The following is a 19168-nucleotide window of genomic DNA, read 5'->3' as shown; positions in this document are numbered from 1 at the left end:
GCTGCGCATTCAGATGTTGCGGTTGCCCGTTACAATTTTGGTTACGGCATGGCGGTGTTTTGGTTCAGCGGGCAGGTAAGAGATAGATGATCAGTCCAGTTATTACGCTTAACAGCATCTATACGACTAATAGCTTATATCGTGGTGTTATATAAATGTTAATTAAAGGTTCTCGTTGTTACTTCTTTTCTGTGCTTTGTTAACGCAGGTTTCCCCGTTGCTCATTGTTCGGCGACGACCATTTATGTCCTTTAATGTTTGTTTTATGTTTATTTTTTCAAGTTATATTAACAATTGGCGGGTGGTGTTTGCTCTAGGATGGCTTTTTTCTTAAGCCAGACATGCGGAGAAAGTATGGGATCAGGTAGCGGGTTTACAAACCCATCTTCAAATCATCAACAGCCTTCAACTTCAGATTACGCAGAACAACACAAGCCTTCTTCAGAGTTTTCAAGCCGGGATGAATACCTTGAGCATGAGTTACAAATCATGTCTCCCAAAAGGTGGCGGCCGAATTTGCCATTCAGGGATTATCGCTTTGAGTGGGAAGACACGATTCCGGCACTCGCCGGCACCATTGGTAAGGTGGTGATGGTAGGTGCCATTGCTGCCACGTTTGCCGGTCAGTTGGGGCTTGGTGATGCGTTTATTCTGGAGAACGTGCGTTACGAGCTGGTGATTGTGGCGTTCTTCATATTACTGTTTTCCGGCTTTTTACTGCCCACCGCAAACCTCGCCGGTACTCACGGCCCGTTAATTCCGCTTATCCCTATTGTGGTTGCAGCCGGCGGACATCCCATGGCATTCGGACTGCTCATCGGGATCTTCGGCATGCTGCTGGCCATCAGTAAAGGCGGAAGTTTGCTGGCTAACCTGACAAGTAAAGGGGTGTGCGGGGGACTCCTGCTGTATCTGGGGTTCATCGGCACTACCTCGCAGGTGAAAAAGCTGTTTGCATGGGCGCAGGGCATAGACATGGCGCACATTGCCTTTGTGGTAATACTCAGCACAATTGTACTCTATGCCTTACTTGAGCACTGGAAGAAGCGCTGGCTGGCAGTGCCGCTCAGTTGTCTGCTTGGCGGCGGGCTGGCCTTTTTGCTGGGCGCACCGTTTGAGTTTCATACCTCTCCGGGGTTACCAAATATGAATCCGGCGTACTGGTGGGGAGAAAACACCGGCTGGATGCTGGGCTTGCCGGGGATTGAGCAGTTCATTGTGGTGCTGCCTTTCGCAGTACTGGCTGTGGCAATGTGGTCACCGGACTTTCTGGGACATCAGGTGTTTCAGAAAATCAGTTATCCGGCAAAAACTGAAAAAGTACAGATGAACATTGATGACACAATGGTGAGTGCAGCCACCCGTCAGGTAGCCGGTTCACTCATGGGAGGCGCTAACTTCACCTCTTCCTGGGGGACGTACATTGTTCCTGCTGCTATTGCTAAACGTCCGATTCCCGCCGGTGCTATCTTAACGGCGCTGTTCTGTGTTGCTGCAGGGCTTCTGGGTTATCCCATGGATCTTGCTATCTGGGAGCCTGTGCTGTGTGTAGCACTGATTGTGGGCGTATTTGTGCCGTTACTTGAAGCGGGCATGGAAATGACCAGAGAAGGAAAAACCACCCAGTCGGCAGCCATCGTGGTATTTGCCTCATCACTTGTAAACCCTGCATTTGGCTGGTCACTTACCATGTTACTGGACAATCTGGGCTTAATCGGATGTAAAGAACGCAGCGCGGAACTGTCAAAAATGAACCGCTGGATCATTCCCGGCATCATGTTCGTTGTTCTGACCGGTGTTATGGCGCTCGTTGGTTTGCTACCCGGCATTCCGGCTATTTTGAATCACGGCTGATTAATCTGCTGACGGTCGTTTTGCCTTTGTCTGCCGCAGGGGCAAACTCATCACAACACCGAACCCGCTGTGAGTACACAGCGGGTTATCGATGAACCAGAGCTTGCCATAGTGAAGGGATGTGACAGCACTGACCATGGATAAGCCCAGACCATTGCCGGGCGTTGTACGGCTTTGCTCTGCGCGGTAAAAGCGCCGGTCGAGGTTTTCAAATTCGCGGGGAGGAAGGCCTTTCCCGGAATCAAAAACAGCGATGATGATCCGGTGTGAGGTTTTCATCAGGTTAACTTCAATACGGCAGTTATTTTTGGCATGTTTCAGGCTGTTATCCAGCAAATTGCTCAATGCCTGAAACAGCAGGTGCATATCACCTTCAATTTCAACGGGCTCAATATTGCTGGTCAGAGATACCTGCTGATCTTCCACCAGAGGTTCGTATAAATCCACCACATCGGCAACAACAGTATGCAGGGCCACGTTGTCGAATCCGGCACGCTGCCGCTCACTTTCCACGTCGGCAATACGTAGCAGGCCGTTAAAAATAGCCAAAAGGTTGTCGGCTTCAGCCAGCGCCTCGTCCCGTAATTCCCCTTCATCCATGCGTTCCAGTTTGCTGCGTAAGCGGGAAAGCGGGGTGCGTAAATCGTGGGCGATATTGTCTGAAACCTGTTTGATATTTTTGACGGAGTTTTCAATCTTATCCAGAGTTTTGTTAAACACGATAGCCAGTTTGCTTAAATCATCCCAGTTGCTGTCGATTTCCATGCGGGCACTGAGATCGCCGGTATCCATGATGTCGCTGGCCGTGTGAGACATGCGGTTGATTCTGTTCACCACATACAGGGCAACACCGAAGCTGAGTGCAGCAATCATCACCAGCATGACGGCGAAGATCCAGCCAAGAGCACGGCCAATTTTCTGTTTGCTGTACAGCGCTTCAACGTTGCGGGCTATAAAGATCTTATGATTGCCCAGGGTCACTACATCGTACAACAGGTTACTAGCGTCCGGATTTTCTGTGCGCAGAGACATGTCTTCACGGAGATAATCAGGTAGCGACACCGGTACTATGGCCGGCATGGTGTCAGTGGTCAGCGGGGGAAGTTTCGACAGGTTTCCGGCCAGAATGGTGTTGTCCGGCCCGAGCAATGCAAGGAGTGAGTCGTTGTCAGAACTGGCGGCGCGGCCTTCAAGACTGGAGGTGAGTGCGGAAAGTCCGCCCTGTGCGTAAATTTCACCAAAAGCAAAACGTTCTGCGGCAAGGGCTGCGCGGGCTTCTGTAAGCAGTTTGTCGTCGTCCGACAACGACCAGAAATAAAGAATAAATAAAATGCCCGCAGAAGACAGGGCGGTAAATAATGCGCCTACCCTGAAGCTGGAACTGCGGGTAAACGCACCAATTGCTATCAAGCGATACCCTCTGAAATGCGGTAACCGGTACCGCGAACAGTTTCGATGAGGGGGATATTAAACGTTTTATCTACTTTTTGTCGTAACCGGCTGATATGAACGTCTATTAAATTGGTTTGCGGATCGAAGTGATAATTCCATACCCGTTCCAGCAACATGCTGCGGGTCACCACTTTTCCGCGGTTTCTCAGCAAACATTCCAGCAGCTGAAATTCTTTGGCCTGCAAATCGATTTCCGTTTCGCCACGGGTTACTTTCCGGCGCAGCAAATCCAGGGTCAGGTCGCCCACCGATAATTCCGTTTCTTTTGCACTGGTGGCAGTGCGGCCGGTTAAGCCTTCAGCCCGCGCCAGCAGCTCTTCAATGGCAAAGGGTTTGGTGAGGTAATCATTTGCGCCTGAGCGCAAGCCCCGCACCTTATCATCAACCTGACTCTTGGCACTTAAAAGCAGTACCGGTAAACCGGAAGACGAAGAACGGATGTTGTCCAACACCGTAAAGCCGTCCATCTCAGGTAACATGATATCTAAAATGACCAGATCGAATTGCTCATCAAGGGCACGGTTCAGTCCGCTTTTACCGTCACTTTGATGAAAGCATTCATGTCCGGCCGACTCAAGACCATTGCGGATGTGATCTGCAACGGTGTGATCATCTTCAATTATTAATGCTCTCATACGTGTGGTTCTACCATCAGAAATGTCAGTAACTAATACGCCATAAACGTACTTGCCTGATCACCAGAATAATCGATTTCCAGTTAAATTTAGTCTTTATGACAATCTTTTAATGATAGCAGACTGTGAGAAACTGATGGTTCAGGTGCGCCGGTTACTGAAGCGCATGGCCGGATTGTACGGGGTAAAATTCTGAACTTCACCGCGGGCCGTAATTGCCTGCACACTTTGCCAGTATTCGGGCGTCATCAGATCGCCGTGATATTCTTTGAGGATATCCTTGAACTGCTTTTTACCCACAATGAAGTGTTCGAACTGTTCGGGGAATACATCATCGGGTGCCACGGAAAGGGTATCCAGAGCGTAAGGATCGTCGGATTTGGGCAGTGTTCTGAAGTTACGATCTTTCATCAGACAAATTTCGTCGTAATCATAGAATATTACCCGACCGCCTTTGGTGATGCCGAAGTTCTTGTGCAGCATATCGCCCGGGAAAATATTCGCCAGCGCAATTTGTTTTATGCACAAACCCAGTTCGTAGATAGCGTGACGCAGTTTGTCTTCATCGGTTTCCTGAAGCAGATACAGATTAAGCGGCGTCATCTTCCGTTCAATGTACAGGTGACGGATGATAAGTTCGTCACCGGTAAATTCCAGGCTGGATGCACAGGTGTCTTTCAGTTCCTGAATCAGGTCCGGATGCATGCGTGACAGGGGGAAGCGAAAGTTCACATACTCATGGGTATCAGCCATTCTGCCCACACGGTCTGACATTTTTACCATCTTGTAGCAGTCTTTCACGTGCTGACGGGTAATCTTTTTGCTTTCTGCAAATTCATCTTTGATGATTTTGAACACCACGCCGTATGACGGCAGATGGAACACCATCATCACCAGACCGCGTGTTCCCGGTGCCCGCTCAAAAATGTCGTCGCTGTTATCCAGATGCTGCAGGTAATTGCGGTAAAACACGGTTTTGCCGTGTTTGTGGTGGCCCAGCGACATATACAATTCAAAATGCTTCTTATGCGGCAGCAGCTCCTGCAAAAAGGCAGCGATTTCGGCGGGATACTGGGTATCCACCATAAAGTAGCTGCGGGCAAACCCGAAGATAACACTCAGATCCTGACGGTCCGTAAGCAGGGCATCCACATAAATTTCCTGATTGTCATTGGTATGCATGGAGATGACAAAGGGCAGAGTTTCGCAGGGCATGCAGATACGACCGATAAGGTACGCCGATTTGCCGCGGTAAAATACCGGTTTAAGGATTTCCACCAGTTCCACGCTGGCCAGTTGTTCCTTGTTCAGACGCTTGCGCAGCGCTGTTTCAAGGTGAGCCATATCACGGGGATAATCTTCGAAGGCAAGGTTGAAGCGGTAAAGTTTGTAAATAGATTCATACATTTGTGCCACGGTGGTCGTGGTGTCGAGGCTGTTAATCACCTGCGCCCTGTCGCGGCCGGGAAGAAAGCACCGGCTGGGCAGTACAAACATCACGTCATTATCAAAGCTCTGGTGACGGAACAGACGGCCGATGATGGAATTATAGAATGTTTCAGCCAACTCAAACTGGGGATGGGTTTCAAGGTGGCGGGTGAATGACTCCTTTAATTCCTGCCAGAAGCTGCGATCCCGCTGGTGGACTTCCACCAGGTGATAGATATCAGCTACCGCGTCGGAAACACTTTTCTCATAAATGTTCAGTCTGTCTCTGGACGCGGTTTGGGTGGCAGACCACTCGCCATTTTCAAAGCGCTCTTTTGCGCCACGGGTTATACGGGTGAACCACCGGTAACTTTTATCAAAGTGGGTAAGAATTTGAAATGCGATTTTTTTCGCCAGGCGGGTATCTGTCATGGCCGGTGCTCATTAAACTTTTACACCATAACCCTAGCACATGGCGTGTCAGGGCAGTAACACTCTGGTGAATAGTAATTATAAGTCTGTCAGCAATCAGACAGACTTATATTACTACCTGTGCCACTCAGTTGGCCGGCATCAGATAGATTTCCCGTACACTATTGCGCGGGTCTGCATTGATGGCAAAAGCAACGGCATCAGCCACATCTTCAGGTTGAAGTTTGTCTTCTTTGGGTTCGTCAAAGAACGGCGTATTGACCATGCCGGGGCATATTGTGGTACACCGGCCCTGCCATTCTTTCATTTCTTCTGCAAGGTTCATCCCGAAGCCATAGGCAAACCACTTAGTCGCTCCGTAGACTGACCCTTTAATTGACACTTTACCTGCCGCAGAACTGGTGAGCAGGAAATGGCCTTTTGTTTCTTTCAGGTGTGGAAGCGTTAGCTTAGCCGTCCAGAGCAGCGCCTTAATATTGATATCAACCATGGTATCCCATTCCTCAGGATCTCCATTTTGAGTACCGGCGGCGTTCACACCCTTGCCGGCATTAGCGAAAACGGCATCCAGGCGTCCGAAATGGTCAACGCCAGTTTTTACTACCTGTGAAAGTGCCTCAAAATCGGTGGCATCAGCAGCCACAGCAAGGACGTTTTGAGAGCCAAGTTCATCGGTTAACTTTTCGAGTTTATCGCTACTTCGTGCAGTGATAATCAATCTATGTCCACCGGCAACTAACTTTCTGGCTGTTGCTTCACCGATGCCACTGGATGCGCCGGTTATCAGTACCACTTTACTCATCGTCAACTCCTTCCTCTCGGGTGAATTTTTTCAAGTTAGTGTTGGTACTTATGGGAGAGAAGGTTTGATCATGATTCAACTGACAGGGCAGCAGCATGCCCATTTTTTATTGCTAACCTGCTCTTAGTAATGATAGTTTGGTTTCAAATAAGAAATACCTTGCCTTAATCATGAATGTCATTCACTGGCGGGGGTTTTTGTGTCTGAAAATAATAAAGAAAGTTCTGTATTCTTCCGTTTGGCAGTAAGTAAAAACACGCAAGCGCGCGGTTTAAAATCTGCCTCTCTCTTATCAAAATTCATTTCGAAAGTATCAGCTATGTATCGCAGGAGAAGCACAGCCGCTTTGCCTTCAACCAGAATATGGGCATTTCCAATACAGTGAACGGCATGCTATTTTCTGACACTGAAAGACGATGGCTATGTGTATGACGGTGAAACGCTGCCGTTTAAAACGGAAACCAGGCATTATAAAGTGTTGCAGGAAGGTGGCTCCTTTGAGGATAAAACCCTTGAGCTGAGACAGTCTGCGCATGGTCCTGCGTTTGTTCATGATGACGGTATGGCCGGAGCAAAAGCGCCCGTTTTTATAATTCCAGCTTACAGAGTGGCAATCTCGAGCATGCCACTTCCCGTAAGCCATTTCCTATGACTACTGACGTGGTCCGTCAGCGATTTTGATTAATTTACCATTGTGAAAATCGAGCAGGCGCAGAAATTTACCGTTACCCATGTCATAAATGTAGCGGGTCACCTTGACGTAATCCTCCCGCTTGCGAATAAAACCGAGATCTTCCTGCGAATCCGGCTGGCCGCACTTCTGAATGACGTCATAGGTACTTTCTCCTTCCAGTACCAGCTTTGTTCCGCACCGCAAACCATTTGCGCTGGTCGCGGTTGAAAGCAGGAAGGTAAGGGCCAGAAAATGGCTCTTTCTTATGCGCATGGTAGCTCCTTGCTGACAGTTTTTTGAAAAACACCTATCCACTATAGCGCACCGGCTACAGCAATGCCTGCCAGAACAGCCTGTTTCCGCTGAATAGAGCAACGGAAGTGTGACGCGCAGCAATAAAACTAAATAAGTCCTTTCAGACGCGCCAATCCCAGCGCATTGCAGGTGGTGGCATCAAGAATTTCACCTTTTTTAATCATTCCATCCAGATCGGATAAAGCAATGCGGTGGCAGGTCAGGCCTTCTTCTTCAGGATCGAGATTTTGTTCGGTCATGGTGAAACCTGTGGCAATCCAGATGTGATACCCCTGATTACAAAAACCGTAAGCTAAATACTGATAACCCACGTGAGTCCAGTTTTTTGCCAGCAGGCCTGTTTCTTCCTGTAGTTCGCCGGCAGCTAGTTCTGCCGGATCGGCTTGTCCATTCTCTTCCCAAGTGCCCTGGGGGAATTCCAGCTGACGCTTTTCAACCGGGTAACGGTATTGTTCTACCATGTACACATATCCGTCCTGCACGGGGATAACAACGGTGAAGTCCGGTTTTTCCATCACGCTGTAAATGCCTTGCTGACCACTCGGGCGTTCGATGGCGTCTTCCCTTACCCGCATCCACTTGTTTTCATACACCACTTTGCTCGACAGGGTTTTGATTTCTGCTGACATCAGTTTTGCTCCTGAATTGTTTCTTGTATTTGAACATCTTAGTTCCCGCGTTCCACAGAGATTCATCGGTTATTTTTGTTTATCTGCCGAGGAATAAATTAATATTTCAAACTCCCGCTTCAGTTAACTCATGATTTATGATTTACTCCGCCCGCAGCACTACTGACCAGTTGTTCAGGTTTTGACCTGACCGTTCTTCATGCTGCCACGCATATAATTCTAAGAGTCTCATCAAGGCTCATCAAAGGGCTTTCGGGCCGTACCCTGACTTCAGAAACGGATGCCATGACATCCCGCTTATCAACTTCGATAAGGCGTATTTTCGATTCAATAATAAATTCTTAGGGAACACTTTTTATGTTACAGGACAAATCCCGGTCGTCTGCATTTCGACTATCTCTTCTTTCTGCCGCAATCATCGGATTACCGTTAGCCGTTTCTTCTCAGGCCGTCGCACAGGAGCAAACTGATCCGGCTGCAGATGCCAGTCTGGAAAAAATTCAGGTAGTGGGTTCACGCCGCGTGGGACGCACAGTGAATGATTCACCGGTGCCTATCGATATCATTGATGCGTCCGCTATTGCTGCGACAGGTTTAACTGAAACCAACATGATTCTGAACAACCTGCTGCCCAGCTTTAACTTTCCGCAACCTTCTATGACTGATGGAACTGACCACGTGCGTCCGGCACAGCTGCGCGGTCTGGCTCCTGACCACACTCTCGTTTTAGTTAATGGCAAACGCCGGCATACCAGCGCACTGTTAAACCTGAACGGTTCTGTTGGCCGGGGTTCTTCTGCGGTGGATTTAAATGCGATTCCGGCTAACGCCATTAAACGTATCGAAGTTTTACGTGACGGTGCGGCTGCCCAGTACGGTTCTGACGCTATCGCAGGTGTGATTAACATCGTACTGAAAGATGCCAGCGAAGGTGGCGAAGTGTCTGCTACCTACGGTGCCAACGTGACAACTATGGATGGTGTGCCGGAGTTAACCGGAGTCAGTGTCGGTGATGATGGTGATCTTGCTTTCCAGACCGGCTCCGACCGCTCTTTAACGGATGGTCAGACAGCCACACTGCGCGGCAACATCGGCTTCGAATGGGGCAATGACGGCTTTGTAAATGTGTCTGCTGAATACCGCGACCGGGGCCAGGCCAACCGTGCCGATTACGATCCCCGTGAAAACTATGCCCGCGACGAAGAAGGGAACCTTGATCCCCGTGAGTTAACGGTGGACCGTTACAACCATGTATTCGGTAACGGTGACGTGGAAGACTATGCGTTGTTTGTGAATGCCGGAAAAGCGATTAATGATAAGGTTGAGTTTTACGGTACAGCCGGTGCCAGCAAGCGTAATTCTGTCAGCGGCGGCTTCTACCGCAGAGCAAAGGATTCACGGAATATTACATCCATTTATCCTGACGGTTTCCTGCCGCAAATTACCACTGATATCAAAGATTCGTCTGTACTGGCCGGTATCAAAGGTTACGACGAAGTCTGGAATTACGATTTATCTGTCACTCATGGTGAAAACGAGCTGGAATACGGTGTAGCCAATTCCCTGAATACGTCTTTGGGCCCTGACAGCCAGACAAGTTTTGACGCCGGCTCTTTAGAGTATCAAACCACTGTAGTGAATGCAGATGCGTCACGCCTGGTTGATACCGGTGTATTCTACAGCGAAATGAACTTCGCAATGGGTGCTGAGTATCGTCATGAAAGCTATGAAATTACCGCAGGTGAGGAAAGCTCTTACATTCAGGGTACGTTCGGTCCCGGCGGTGCGGTTTCTGCAGATGGCTCCTTAGGTGCGGCGGGTTCCCAGGTATTTCCGGGTTTCACACCGGAATCAGCGGGCAAGAGCAGCCGCCATAACTACAGCTTGTATGTCGATTTGGAAGCAGATGTACTTGAGCAGTGGAACGTTGCCGTTGCGGGCCGCTTTGAAGACTATTCCGATTTTGGCAGCACCTTTAACTGGAAGTTGTCTAACCGGGTAACTGTCACCGATGAGTTTGCTTTACGTGCATCGGTATCTACCGGTTTCCGCGCTCCGTCATTACAGCAACAACATTTCACTGCTATTTCTACCGTTTTTGTAGACAGTGTTCCGGTAGAAACAGGTACCTTTGCACCGTCCAGTGATGTTGCGCAGGCGCTGGGCAGCCCCGGTCTGGATGCAGAAGAATCAGTTAACTACAGCGCAGGCTTTACCTATTCACCGTCTGCAGACTTTAACCTGACAGTAGACTTTTACCGCATCGATATTGACGACCGCATTGTGTTGTCAAACAACCTGTCCGGCGACGCAATAGCCGCGTTACTTGAAGGCACCGGTGCGACCAGCGCGCGTTTCTTCTTAAATGCGATTGACTCCCGTACGCAGGGTGTCGATATTGTGTCGACGTATACGCTGGACACAGCAGAGTGGGGCGCATTTAACTTCAATGCCGGCATAAACTTTAACGACAATGAAGTCACCCGCGTTATCGATGCACCGGATGTGCTGCAGGGCGCCGGTTTTGACCAGAGTAACTTGTTCTCTGATGTTGAGTTGCGCCGGTTCGAAACGGCTTCGCCTGAAAGTAAAGTTAATTTAGGCGTCACCTGGTCGTTTGACCGCTACACCACAACGTTAAGAACAACCCGTTACGGTGAAGTGGAAGATCCATCCTCCACCGCTGAGCTGAATGAAATCATTCCGGCGGAGTGGGTAACCGATCTGGACATTAATGTAGCGTTAACGGAAGGGTTGTCTGTGTCTGTGGGCGCAAACAACGTATTTGATGTGTATCCTGAGGCAAGCCGCTACACGGTAGAAGCGCCGACCACCTTTACTTACATCATGCCTTATTCAGGCTTTTCGTCTTACGGCTTTACCGGCCGCTATGTTTACGGAAAAATCACTTACCGTTTCTGATGATGTGAACCAGGTAATAACAACGTGATATACGCGGTGCACAATGCACCGCGTTTTTCGTTCCGGCCTCAGCTGCCGGAAAAAATCATCGCACTGTAAGCCGTAAGATGGATAAGGTTGTCGTTCAGTTGCACATCGTTTGTTGTAATGCCGTCCTGCCAGGCAAACAGGCAGGCTGCATCCGGCGGCATGCCATTTAACCGGTAGCCTTCCACATCAGCGCCTGAAAAATTAATCATGACATAGACATGTTTGTCATCAAGGCCATTACTTCGTTTGTAGATCAGCACTTTGTTGTCATCGTCCTTATGCACAATTTCTGTGTCACCGCCGGTTAATGCTGCACTGTTGCCGTTTTTGTTGGTACGTAAACCGACCAGTTGCGTAAATGCTTCTGCATACTCAGCAAAGCGGGTTTTGCGTTCCCAGTCAATATCACTGGTATCATCAAACCAGCCGGACTCTTTAAAATCCTGCCCCTGAAACAGCATGGGAATACCCGCGGTTGTGAGGGTAAGGACGCCGGCTAAAATGCCTTTCTGACGGGCAAAGTAGTTGTCATCCACACCGCCCGGCGCTACTTCCTCAACCAGTCTGGCCTGACCGTTAGCGACTTCATCATGGGATTCGGTATAGACCACTCTGGCAAACGGGTTTCCGCTGACCACTCTGGTAATCGCGTTAACCACCATGCTCAAATCGACATGACTGTCTTCGGTTTTTGTCAGTGTATCGCGGACAGGATGAACGAAACCTGCGGCCCACTGTGCCGTATAGCCACAACCGCCCTTGTCTAAAGGATCGGTAATGTACTCATGACTGTGAAGATCTTCTGCAATGGTCATTTTACCCGGGCAGGACGTCTGAATACGGTGATTGATGGTTTTAATCAGATAGTAGGCTTCAGGGATATCGTCATCGCCGGTATCGGCACCGGACACACTGCGCATATAAGGCACCATATCCATCCGCAATCCGTCAGCTTTAAATTCGTTCAGCCACATCAGTGCATTGTCGGTGAGATAGTCCCGCACCTCCTGACGGCCATAGTCAGGTCGCGTATCTCCCCATGGCGTGGCGCTGCGGTAATCATTGTAGAAATAAATGCCGCCCTTATCGTTCTCGTGCCAGCCGTCAAACTGCCAGATATCCAGGTCGCCCGGGCCTAAATGGTTGTAAACCACATCAAGAATTACACCGATCCCCATGCCGTGAGCTGCATCGATAAAGGCCTTAAGTCCGTCAGGACCGCCGTAGGCCTCTTCTACTGCAAAGGGATAGGCAGGGTTGTAGCCCCAGCTGATATCGCCGGCGAATTCATTCACAGGCATGAGTTCAACCATCGTCACGCCCAACGCTTTCAGTTCAGGCAGCTTTTCTATAGCTGATGCAAATGTGCCGTGGCCATCTTCGGGCTTATTAAACGTACCAATGTGCATTTCATAAATGACCCGCTCATGGAGGGGGGCAGAGTCAAATTCTGTGTGTTGCCACTGATATTCATCATCGTAAATAACACTGTTTCCCACACTGTTTGTGACCTTACGGGCACGGGGATCGTTCTTCAGCAAAAGCTCATCCTGCAAGGTGGTGATAGCAAACTTGTATTCATCACCGTTTTTCGCGTTGTCAGCAAAACCAACCCAGATTCCGCCTTCACGGGATTCAAGAGGATTTGCAGTCTCGTCCCATTCATTAAATGTTCCGGTTACACATACAGATTTGGCGTTCGGCGCCCACACTGCAAACTGATAACCTGACTCTGCCTGGCTGACGCCTAAAACTCCGTTAAACGCTGACATAAGGACTTTCTCCGGGAAAAATAAAATCTGATAGGGATGTGTAAGCTGAGATAGCAAAGACAGTGCCGCAACGCGCCGGACGTTGTACCGGAGAGTACGGCGCTTTTTATTCACTAATAATATGAAAAATATAAAGTTATTCCCGGGCTGAATTTCATTGCCCTGGCCTGAGCGGGGTGTTCATTGAGCTCAGGAAGAAAAAATTACGGAATGCTCCGGCAAAATGTACGCAATAAAATTCCCGTTTTTCCTGTCAAAATATGATGAATTGCAATATGAAAAGGCAGAAAAAGGCTCTCTTTAGGAGTAAATTGTCTGTTCTGACGGTGTTTTACACAGAAAAAGCAAAATCGCGGTTGACAGATAGACGTCTATACGGCAAATTGTCCGTATGAAAACAATGATTAGCACCACCGGCACGATGATTATTACCACCTCTTTGAGGGCGGTCGCTGGCTAGTGCGCAACATTGCAACCAGACATCGAAAGCCCGCCCTCACCAGGAGCGGGTTTTTTTTTACGCAATTGAGCGTTGATGTAGCAAAATAAAACCGAAAGGAGCATTACATGAAAGTCTTAAAGTTTGGTGGATCTTCTCTGGCCGACGCACCCCGATACCTGCGTGTGACTGAGATTTGTATGACCACCCACCAAACCGATGGCGCAGCAGTAGTGCTTTCTGCGCCAAAGGGCGTGACCAACGCGCTTTCTTCTCTTTGTGAACAGGCTGCCGCAGGGGATGACTTCCAGCCTCTGTTCGAAAAGTTAGAGCAAACTGTTCAGGGTATTGCTGACGAATTAAACACCACCTTAGATAACTTCGCCCACGACCACGTTTCTTCATTTATCTCAGAGCGCTTGTCTGCGCTTAAGCAACAACTGGAAGGCATTAAGTTGCTTGGTTGTGCTCCGGATTCTGTGGCTGCCGGCATCTTAAGTATCGGCGAATACATCAGTGTGACGCTGTTCAGTGCGATTTTGCAAAGTAAAGGTGTGGTTAACAGTATCATCGACCCGGTCGAATACGTGCTGGCACACGGCGAATATCTCGACAGCATTGCTGATGTGGCAATGAGTAAAGCCCGTTTCAGTGACGTAAAGAACGACGGTTCAGTATTACTGGTTATGCCCGGCTTTGTTGCTGTTAATGAAGAGGGTGAGAAAGTCACGCTTGGCCGTAACGGTTCTGATTACTCTGCTGCCATCCTTGCGGCCTGTATCGATGCAGACTGCTGTGAAATCTGGACGGATGTCGACGGGGTTTATAACGCTGACCCGAATCAGGTTGAAGGGGCAGTATTACTTGATAAGCTGACTTATCAGGAAGCCATGGAGCTGTCTTACTTCGGTGCCAAAGTATTGCACCCGAAAACCATTGGTCCTATCGCTCAGCACCACATTCCCTGCCTGATCAAAAACACCCTGAATCCTTCTGCGCCCGGCACGCTAATCAGTAACGAAGCCAGCGAGAAATGGACGTCAGTGAAAGGTATTTCGCAGCTCGATAACATCACGATGTTTAATGTTGCAGGACCAGGTCTCAAAGGCATGGTAGGCATGGCAAGCCGTGTGTTTGAGGTGATGAGTAACGCCAATATTTCCATCAGCCTGATCACCCAGTCCAGCTCGGAATACAGCATCAGCTTCTGTATACAGGAAAAAGATGCGGCCCGTGCACAGCAACTGCTGGAAGATGCCTTTGCTCTGGAATTGCAAAACCAGTTGCTTGATCAGATTGAAGTGCGTCACGATTTAGCCATTGTTACCCTGGTCGGCGATGGAATGCGTCATACGAAAGGCCTGGCAGCCCGTTTCTTTGCTGCGCTGGCGCAAGCCCGTGTGAATAACGTAGCCATTGCTCAGGGATCTTCAGAGCGTTCCATCTCTACGGTTATCGAAGCGAAAAAGGCGAAGAAGGCGGTACGGGTTATTCACCAGAATTTCTTCTCCGATCGCCACACCATTGACGTATTCCTGGTTGGCTGCGGTAACGTAGGTAAAGAGTTACTGGGTCAGATTTCCCGTCAGCAACCTGCACTGTTGAAGCGCAATATTCAGTTACGTGTATACGGTATTGCCAACAGCCGCAAACTGCTGCTTAACGCGCAGGGCATTGATGTGTCAGGCGACTGGCAGTCTGCACTGGCAGCTTCTGAAGAGTCGTTAAGTGTTGAGCGTTTGCACCAGTTTGTTAACAGCAACAGTCTGGTAAATCCGGTGATTGTTGATTGTACCAGTCACGAAGCAGTCGCTTCACAGTACGTGGATATGATGGAGCAGGGCTTCCACGTAGTGACGCCTAACAAAAAAGCCAACACCGACACCATGGCGTATTACCGTCAGCTGCGCAGAACCGCGCAGAATACAAATCGCCAGTATTTATATGAAACTACCGTAGGTGCGGGCTTGCCGGTTATCGATAACCTGCAGAAACTGTTCGCTGCCGGTGACGTGTTGCATCAGTTCGAAGGCATCTTATCCGGTAGCTTATCCTATGTATTCGGTAAGCTTGAAGAAGGTATGAGCTTGTCTCAGGCTACCAGTGCAGCAAAAGAAAATGGCTATACCGAGCCGGATCCACGTGACGACTTGAGCGGCATGGACGTGGCCCGTAAACTCCTGATCATGGCACGTGAAGCCGGCCTGGTGCTTGAACTGTCTGATATTCAGATTGAATCTGTGTTACCGGAAGGTTTTGCAGAAGGTGCATCAATTGATGAGTTTATGCAGCAGTTACCTGAGCTGGATGCAGCATTTGGTCAGCGGGTGGATGAAGCCAAAGCCAACGACAGTGTGTTGCGTTATATCGGCAGTATCGATGGTGACAAGTGTAAGGTAACCATTCAGGCGGTGCCACTCACACATCCTCTTGCGGCGGTGAAAGACGGTGAGAACGCGCTGGCAATCAGCAGTGATTATTACCAGCCAATTCCTTACGTTATCCGCGGCTACGGAGCGGGTGGTACGGTAACCGCTGCCGGCGTGTTTGCTGATATTCTGCGTACCATGCCGTGGAAACAAATGGCGCTGTAATTGAAGGATGAGTAGTATGAAAACCACCCGCGCTTATGCGCCAGCCTCCATCGGCAATGTAAGTTTAGGTTTTGATGTGTTGGGTGCCGCACTGGCACCCGTTGACGGCACTGAGTTAGGCGATGTTGTTGAAGTTAAAGATGCAGATGCATTTTCTCTGACCGCCACCGGCCCGTTTGCCCACAAGTTACCGGCTGGTGCCGATAACAACATTGTTACCTTGTGCTATGCCCATTTCTTTGAAGAAATGGTAAAAGCCGGCAAGCCCACCCGTCATGTTGAACTGATTTTGCATAAGAACCTGCCCATTGGCAGCGGCCTTGGCTCCAGTGCCAGTTCTATCGTTGCAGCCTTTCATGCACTGAATGCACACTTTGATTATCCCTTTGATGAGAATGCGCTTCTGTTAATGATGGGCGAGCTGGAAGGGCAGATTAGCGGCAGCATTCATTATGATAATGTTGCTCCCTGTTATCTTGGCGGATTAACCCTGATGACCGGCAATGATGCCGAAGTGACGGTGAAATTACCGGTTATCGGCAGTTGGTACTGGGTTGTGTGCTACTCTGGAATAAGTGTTTCCACATCGGCGGCCCGGAATATTTTGCCGAAAGAAGTGGCGATGGCAAATGCGCTGACTTTTGGTCGTCAACTGGGCGTGTTCGTGCATGCGCTGCACGCGCAGAACGCGGGCCTGGCAGCCAGTGTGATGCAGGATGTAATAGCTGAACCTTACCGCAAGTCATTATTGCCCGGCTTCGACGAGGCCAGAGCGTTCAGTATGGAAAATGGTGGATTAGCATTCGGGATCTCCGGTTCTGGTCCGACAGTATTTGCTGTCTGTGACGATGCTGAAAAAGCCGAAGCGATTCGTGAATGGCTGCAGGCCAATTACGTACAAAATGAAGATGGTTTTAGCCACGTTTGCCGGATCCCTGAGAAGGGTGCGGTAGAGCAGCAAGTGTAAAGATTAAAGGTATCCCAGGTGGAATTAGTAAATTTAAAAGTAGCATCAGACACCGCTTCCTTTTCAGAAGCAGTAAAGCGCGGTTTAGGTCAGGAGCAGGGCTTATTTTTCCCAACTGACATTCCGAAATTAGACGACATCGACGGCTTGCTCAAAAAGCCTTTTGTTGAGCGCAGCACAGAAGTGCTTACCGCCTTAATTGGTGATGAGCTGGGCGAAGGCACCATTGGCAGTATTGTTGAAGAGGCGTTTACTTTTCCGGCTCCTGTGGTCAGTGTCAATGACAAAGTCGCCACACTGGAATTGTTCCACGGTCCTACACTGGCGTTCAAAGATTTTGGCGGCCGTTTTATGGCGCAGGTGCTTTCCCGCATCAGCAATGGCGAACCCATTACCATCCTTACCGCCACGTCCGGTGACACCGGTGCCGCTGTTGCCCATGCGTTCCACGGTATCCCGAACATCAATGTGGTGATTTTATTCCCGAAAGGAAAAATCAGTCAGCTGCAGGAAAAGCTGTTTACCACTTTAGGTGATAACATTCATACCGTTGCTATCGAGAGTGATTTCGACGCCTGTCAGGCGATGGTTAAACATGCGTTTGACGATCCGGATGTACGTGAAGGTTTGCATCTGAATTCAGCAAACTCTATCAACATCAGCCGTTTGCTGGCGCAGGTTTGTTATTACTTTGAGGCGGTTAGTCAGCTTGCGCCGGAACAGCGTGAAGAGCTGGTTATTTCGGTGCCGAGCGGTAACTTCGGTAATCTGACAGCAGGTATGATTGCCAAGTCTATGGGCTTGCCCATTAAGCGTTTTGTTGCGGCAACGAACCTGAACGATACAGTTCCCCGTTACCTGAAAACCGGCGAATGGGCACCCAATCCGACGGTTGCAACCATGTCTAATGCAATGGATGTCAGCCAGCCAAACAACTGGCCCCGCATCGAAGCGCTGATTGAGCGTGGTTACCTGGATAAGTCGTGCCTGCGCGGTGAATGTGTAGATGAAGAATATACACAAATCGCCATGCGTCAGCTTGCGCAACAGGGATACACCAGCGAACCTCATGCTGCCATCGCTTACCGTGCGGTAAGTCACGATCTGACGGATAATGAGTATGGCCTGTTCCTTGGTACTGCACATCCGGCTAAATTCCGCGAAACCGTTGAGAATGTTCTCGGACAGCCTCTGAGCCTGCCTCAGGCACTGGTAGAGTGTTCCAGTAAAGAAAGCCAGGCTGTGCCACTGCCAGCTGACTACGAAGCGCTAAAAGCGCACATGTTCTCTATATTGAAATGACAACATGGCAAGATGTGCTGGGACCTGAAAAGTCCCGGCCTTATTTTAAATCACTGATGGCCAGGGTTGATGAGGCCAGGGCTGCATCAGTGGTGTTTCCTCCTGAACCGGATGTATTCAATGCATTCGCTCTCACCCCCCTGAATAAAGTGCGGGTTGTGATCCTGGGACAGGATCCCTACCACGGGCCGGGACAGGCGCACGGATTATCTTTTTCCGTACAGAAAGGTGTAAAGCTGCCACCATCGCTGAAGAGTATCTGCAAAGAACTGGAAACGGATATTGAAGGGTTTTCTATGCCTTCTGACGGCGATCTCACGTCGTGGGCTGAGCAGGGTGTATTGTTATTAAATACGGTGCTGACGGTGGAGCAGGGGAAGGCACACAGCCACGCAAGGTTTGGCTGGGAAACGTTTACCGATCACGTCCTAGCCGCCATTAACGAACACACCAGCAATGTGGTGTTCCTGTTGTGGGGCAGTCATGCGCAAAAGAAAGGCGCAAATATCGACAAACAGCGACATCTGGTACTGGAAGCACCACATCCGTCTCCGTTGTCGGCCTACAAAGGTTTTTTCGGGTGTCAGCATTTCAGTCAGACAAATGCCTGGCTGCGCAAACACGGGCAACCTGCCATTAACTGGCAGATATAAAAACCTGCAGGGTGATATAATGAAAAACGGCCACCTGATATCAGGTGGCCGTTTTCATTTTATCTTTCCATCGATTCCAGTTCGTACTCAAAACCGTAGTCGATTTCTGCCAGTTCTTTTTCCAGTTTGAATCTGTCCTGTAAGGCTTCGATCTCTCTCCACTTTCTTTTCTTGCTTTTAGTTTTAGCCGGAGTTTCTTCAATATTTAACATCGCAAACAGATCTGACTTATCCACTAGGATCTCCTTTTGTTTACCACTAACATCAGT

At 49.3% G+C, this 19168-nt stretch carries 14 protein-coding genes; 6 read left to right on the top strand and 8 right to left on the bottom strand.

The window, feature by feature from the left end; translation table 11 throughout:
• The first annotated feature begins 354 nt into the window (after positions 1-354).
• Positions 355-1854 (top strand): DUF3360 family protein, encoded by a 1500-nt coding sequence (locus tag ACXAG2_RS11500; protein WP_474867112.1) that lies wholly within the window; start codon positions 355-357, stop codon positions 1852-1854.
• Here the strand turns inward: ACXAG2_RS11500 and ACXAG2_RS11495 are convergent, their stop codons facing one another.
• The 6 genes from ACXAG2_RS11495 to ACXAG2_RS11470 all read right to left on the bottom strand — a co-directional run bounded on the left by ACXAG2_RS11495 (position 1855) and on the right by ACXAG2_RS11470 (position 8220).
• Positions 1855-3264 (bottom strand): HAMP domain-containing sensor histidine kinase, encoded by a 1410-nt coding sequence (locus ACXAG2_RS11495; RefSeq protein WP_474867109.1) that lies wholly within the window; start codon positions 3262-3264, stop codon positions 1855-1857.
• Positions 3261-3941 carry a response regulator transcription factor gene (locus tag ACXAG2_RS11490; protein ID WP_303572813.1) on the bottom strand — a complete coding sequence of 227 codons (681 nt, stop codon included), beginning with the start codon at positions 3939-3941 and terminating at the stop codon, positions 3261-3263. The genes ACXAG2_RS11495 and ACXAG2_RS11490 overlap by 4 nt, the downstream gene beginning before the upstream one ends.
• A 141-nt stretch (positions 3942-4082) precedes the next feature.
• A complete protein-coding gene (gene aceK, locus ACXAG2_RS11485) occupies positions 4083-5801 on the bottom strand; it encodes a bifunctional isocitrate dehydrogenase kinase/phosphatase (RefSeq protein WP_474867107.1) in 1719 nt (572 codons plus the stop codon).
• A 127-nt stretch (positions 5802-5928) separates the two neighbouring features.
• Positions 5929-6603 (bottom strand): SDR family oxidoreductase, encoded by a 675-nt coding sequence (locus ACXAG2_RS11480; RefSeq protein WP_474843061.1) that lies wholly within the window; start codon positions 6601-6603, stop codon positions 5929-5931.
• Positions 6604-7255: 652 nt separating this feature from the next.
• Entirely contained in the window at positions 7256-7549 is a 294-nt protein-coding gene (locus ACXAG2_RS11475) for a DUF2845 domain-containing protein (protein WP_474867105.1), read from the bottom strand.
• A gap of 128 nt (positions 7550-7677) precedes the next feature.
• Positions 7678-8220 (bottom strand): NUDIX domain-containing protein, encoded by a 543-nt coding sequence (locus ACXAG2_RS11470; protein WP_474867103.1) that lies wholly within the window; start codon positions 8218-8220, stop codon positions 7678-7680.
• A 357-nt stretch (positions 8221-8577) separates the two neighbouring features.
• On the opposite strand from ACXAG2_RS11470, the gene ACXAG2_RS11465 reads away from it, so the two are divergent.
• On the top strand, positions 8578-11142 hold the full coding sequence (locus ACXAG2_RS11465; RefSeq protein WP_474867100.1) for a TonB-dependent receptor plug domain-containing protein: 2565 nt from the start codon (positions 8578-8580) through the stop codon (positions 11140-11142).
• Between the two features lie 68 nt (positions 11143-11210).
• Here ACXAG2_RS11465 and ACXAG2_RS11460 read toward each other — a convergent pair whose 3' ends face one another.
• The gene (locus tag ACXAG2_RS11460) at positions 11211-12944 is read right to left on the bottom strand and encodes an alpha-amylase family glycosyl hydrolase (RefSeq protein ID WP_474867097.1); all 1734 of its coding nucleotides are present in this window, start codon (positions 12942-12944) and stop codon (positions 11211-11213) included.
• 567 nt (positions 12945-13511) lie between these two features.
• On the opposite strand from ACXAG2_RS11460, the gene thrA reads away from it, so the two are divergent.
• Genes thrA through ung form a run of 4 tightly spaced genes read left to right on the top strand, consistent with a single transcriptional unit; the run spans position 13512 to position 18899 of the window.
• Complete coding sequence (gene thrA, locus ACXAG2_RS11455) at positions 13512-15977, top strand: bifunctional aspartate kinase/homoserine dehydrogenase I (RefSeq protein ID WP_474867094.1); 2466 nt, start codon at positions 13512-13514, stop codon at positions 15975-15977.
• A gap of 16 nt (positions 15978-15993) precedes the next feature.
• A complete protein-coding gene (gene thrB / locus ACXAG2_RS11450; protein WP_474867091.1) occupies positions 15994-16944 on the top strand; it encodes a homoserine kinase in 951 nt (316 codons plus the stop codon).
• An 18-nt stretch (positions 16945-16962) separates the two neighbouring features.
• Positions 16963-18246 carry a threonine synthase gene (gene thrC, locus ACXAG2_RS11445; RefSeq protein WP_474867090.1) on the top strand — a complete coding sequence of 428 codons (1284 nt, stop codon included), beginning with the start codon at positions 16963-16965 and terminating at the stop codon, positions 18244-18246.
• On the top strand, positions 18243-18899 hold the full coding sequence (gene ung, locus ACXAG2_RS11440; RefSeq protein WP_474867087.1) for a uracil-DNA glycosylase: 657 nt from the start codon (positions 18243-18245) through the stop codon (positions 18897-18899). Before thrC ends, ung begins: the two co-directional genes overlap by 4 nt.
• 59 nt (positions 18900-18958) lie before the next feature.
• Here ung and ACXAG2_RS11435 read toward each other — a convergent pair whose 3' ends face one another.
• Positions 18959-19135: a DUF3545 family protein gene (locus tag ACXAG2_RS11435; RefSeq protein WP_303572827.1), complete on the bottom strand. Its 177-nt coding sequence runs from the start codon at positions 19133-19135 to the stop codon at positions 18959-18961.
• Between the last annotated feature and the right edge of the window lie 33 nt (positions 19136-19168).

It is taken from the genome of Alteromonas sp. ABH4_456 (assembly GCF_056160645.1).
The sequence above is the reverse complement of the archived record's forward strand: the minus strand, read 5'-3'. Positions and strand labels throughout refer to the sequence as shown.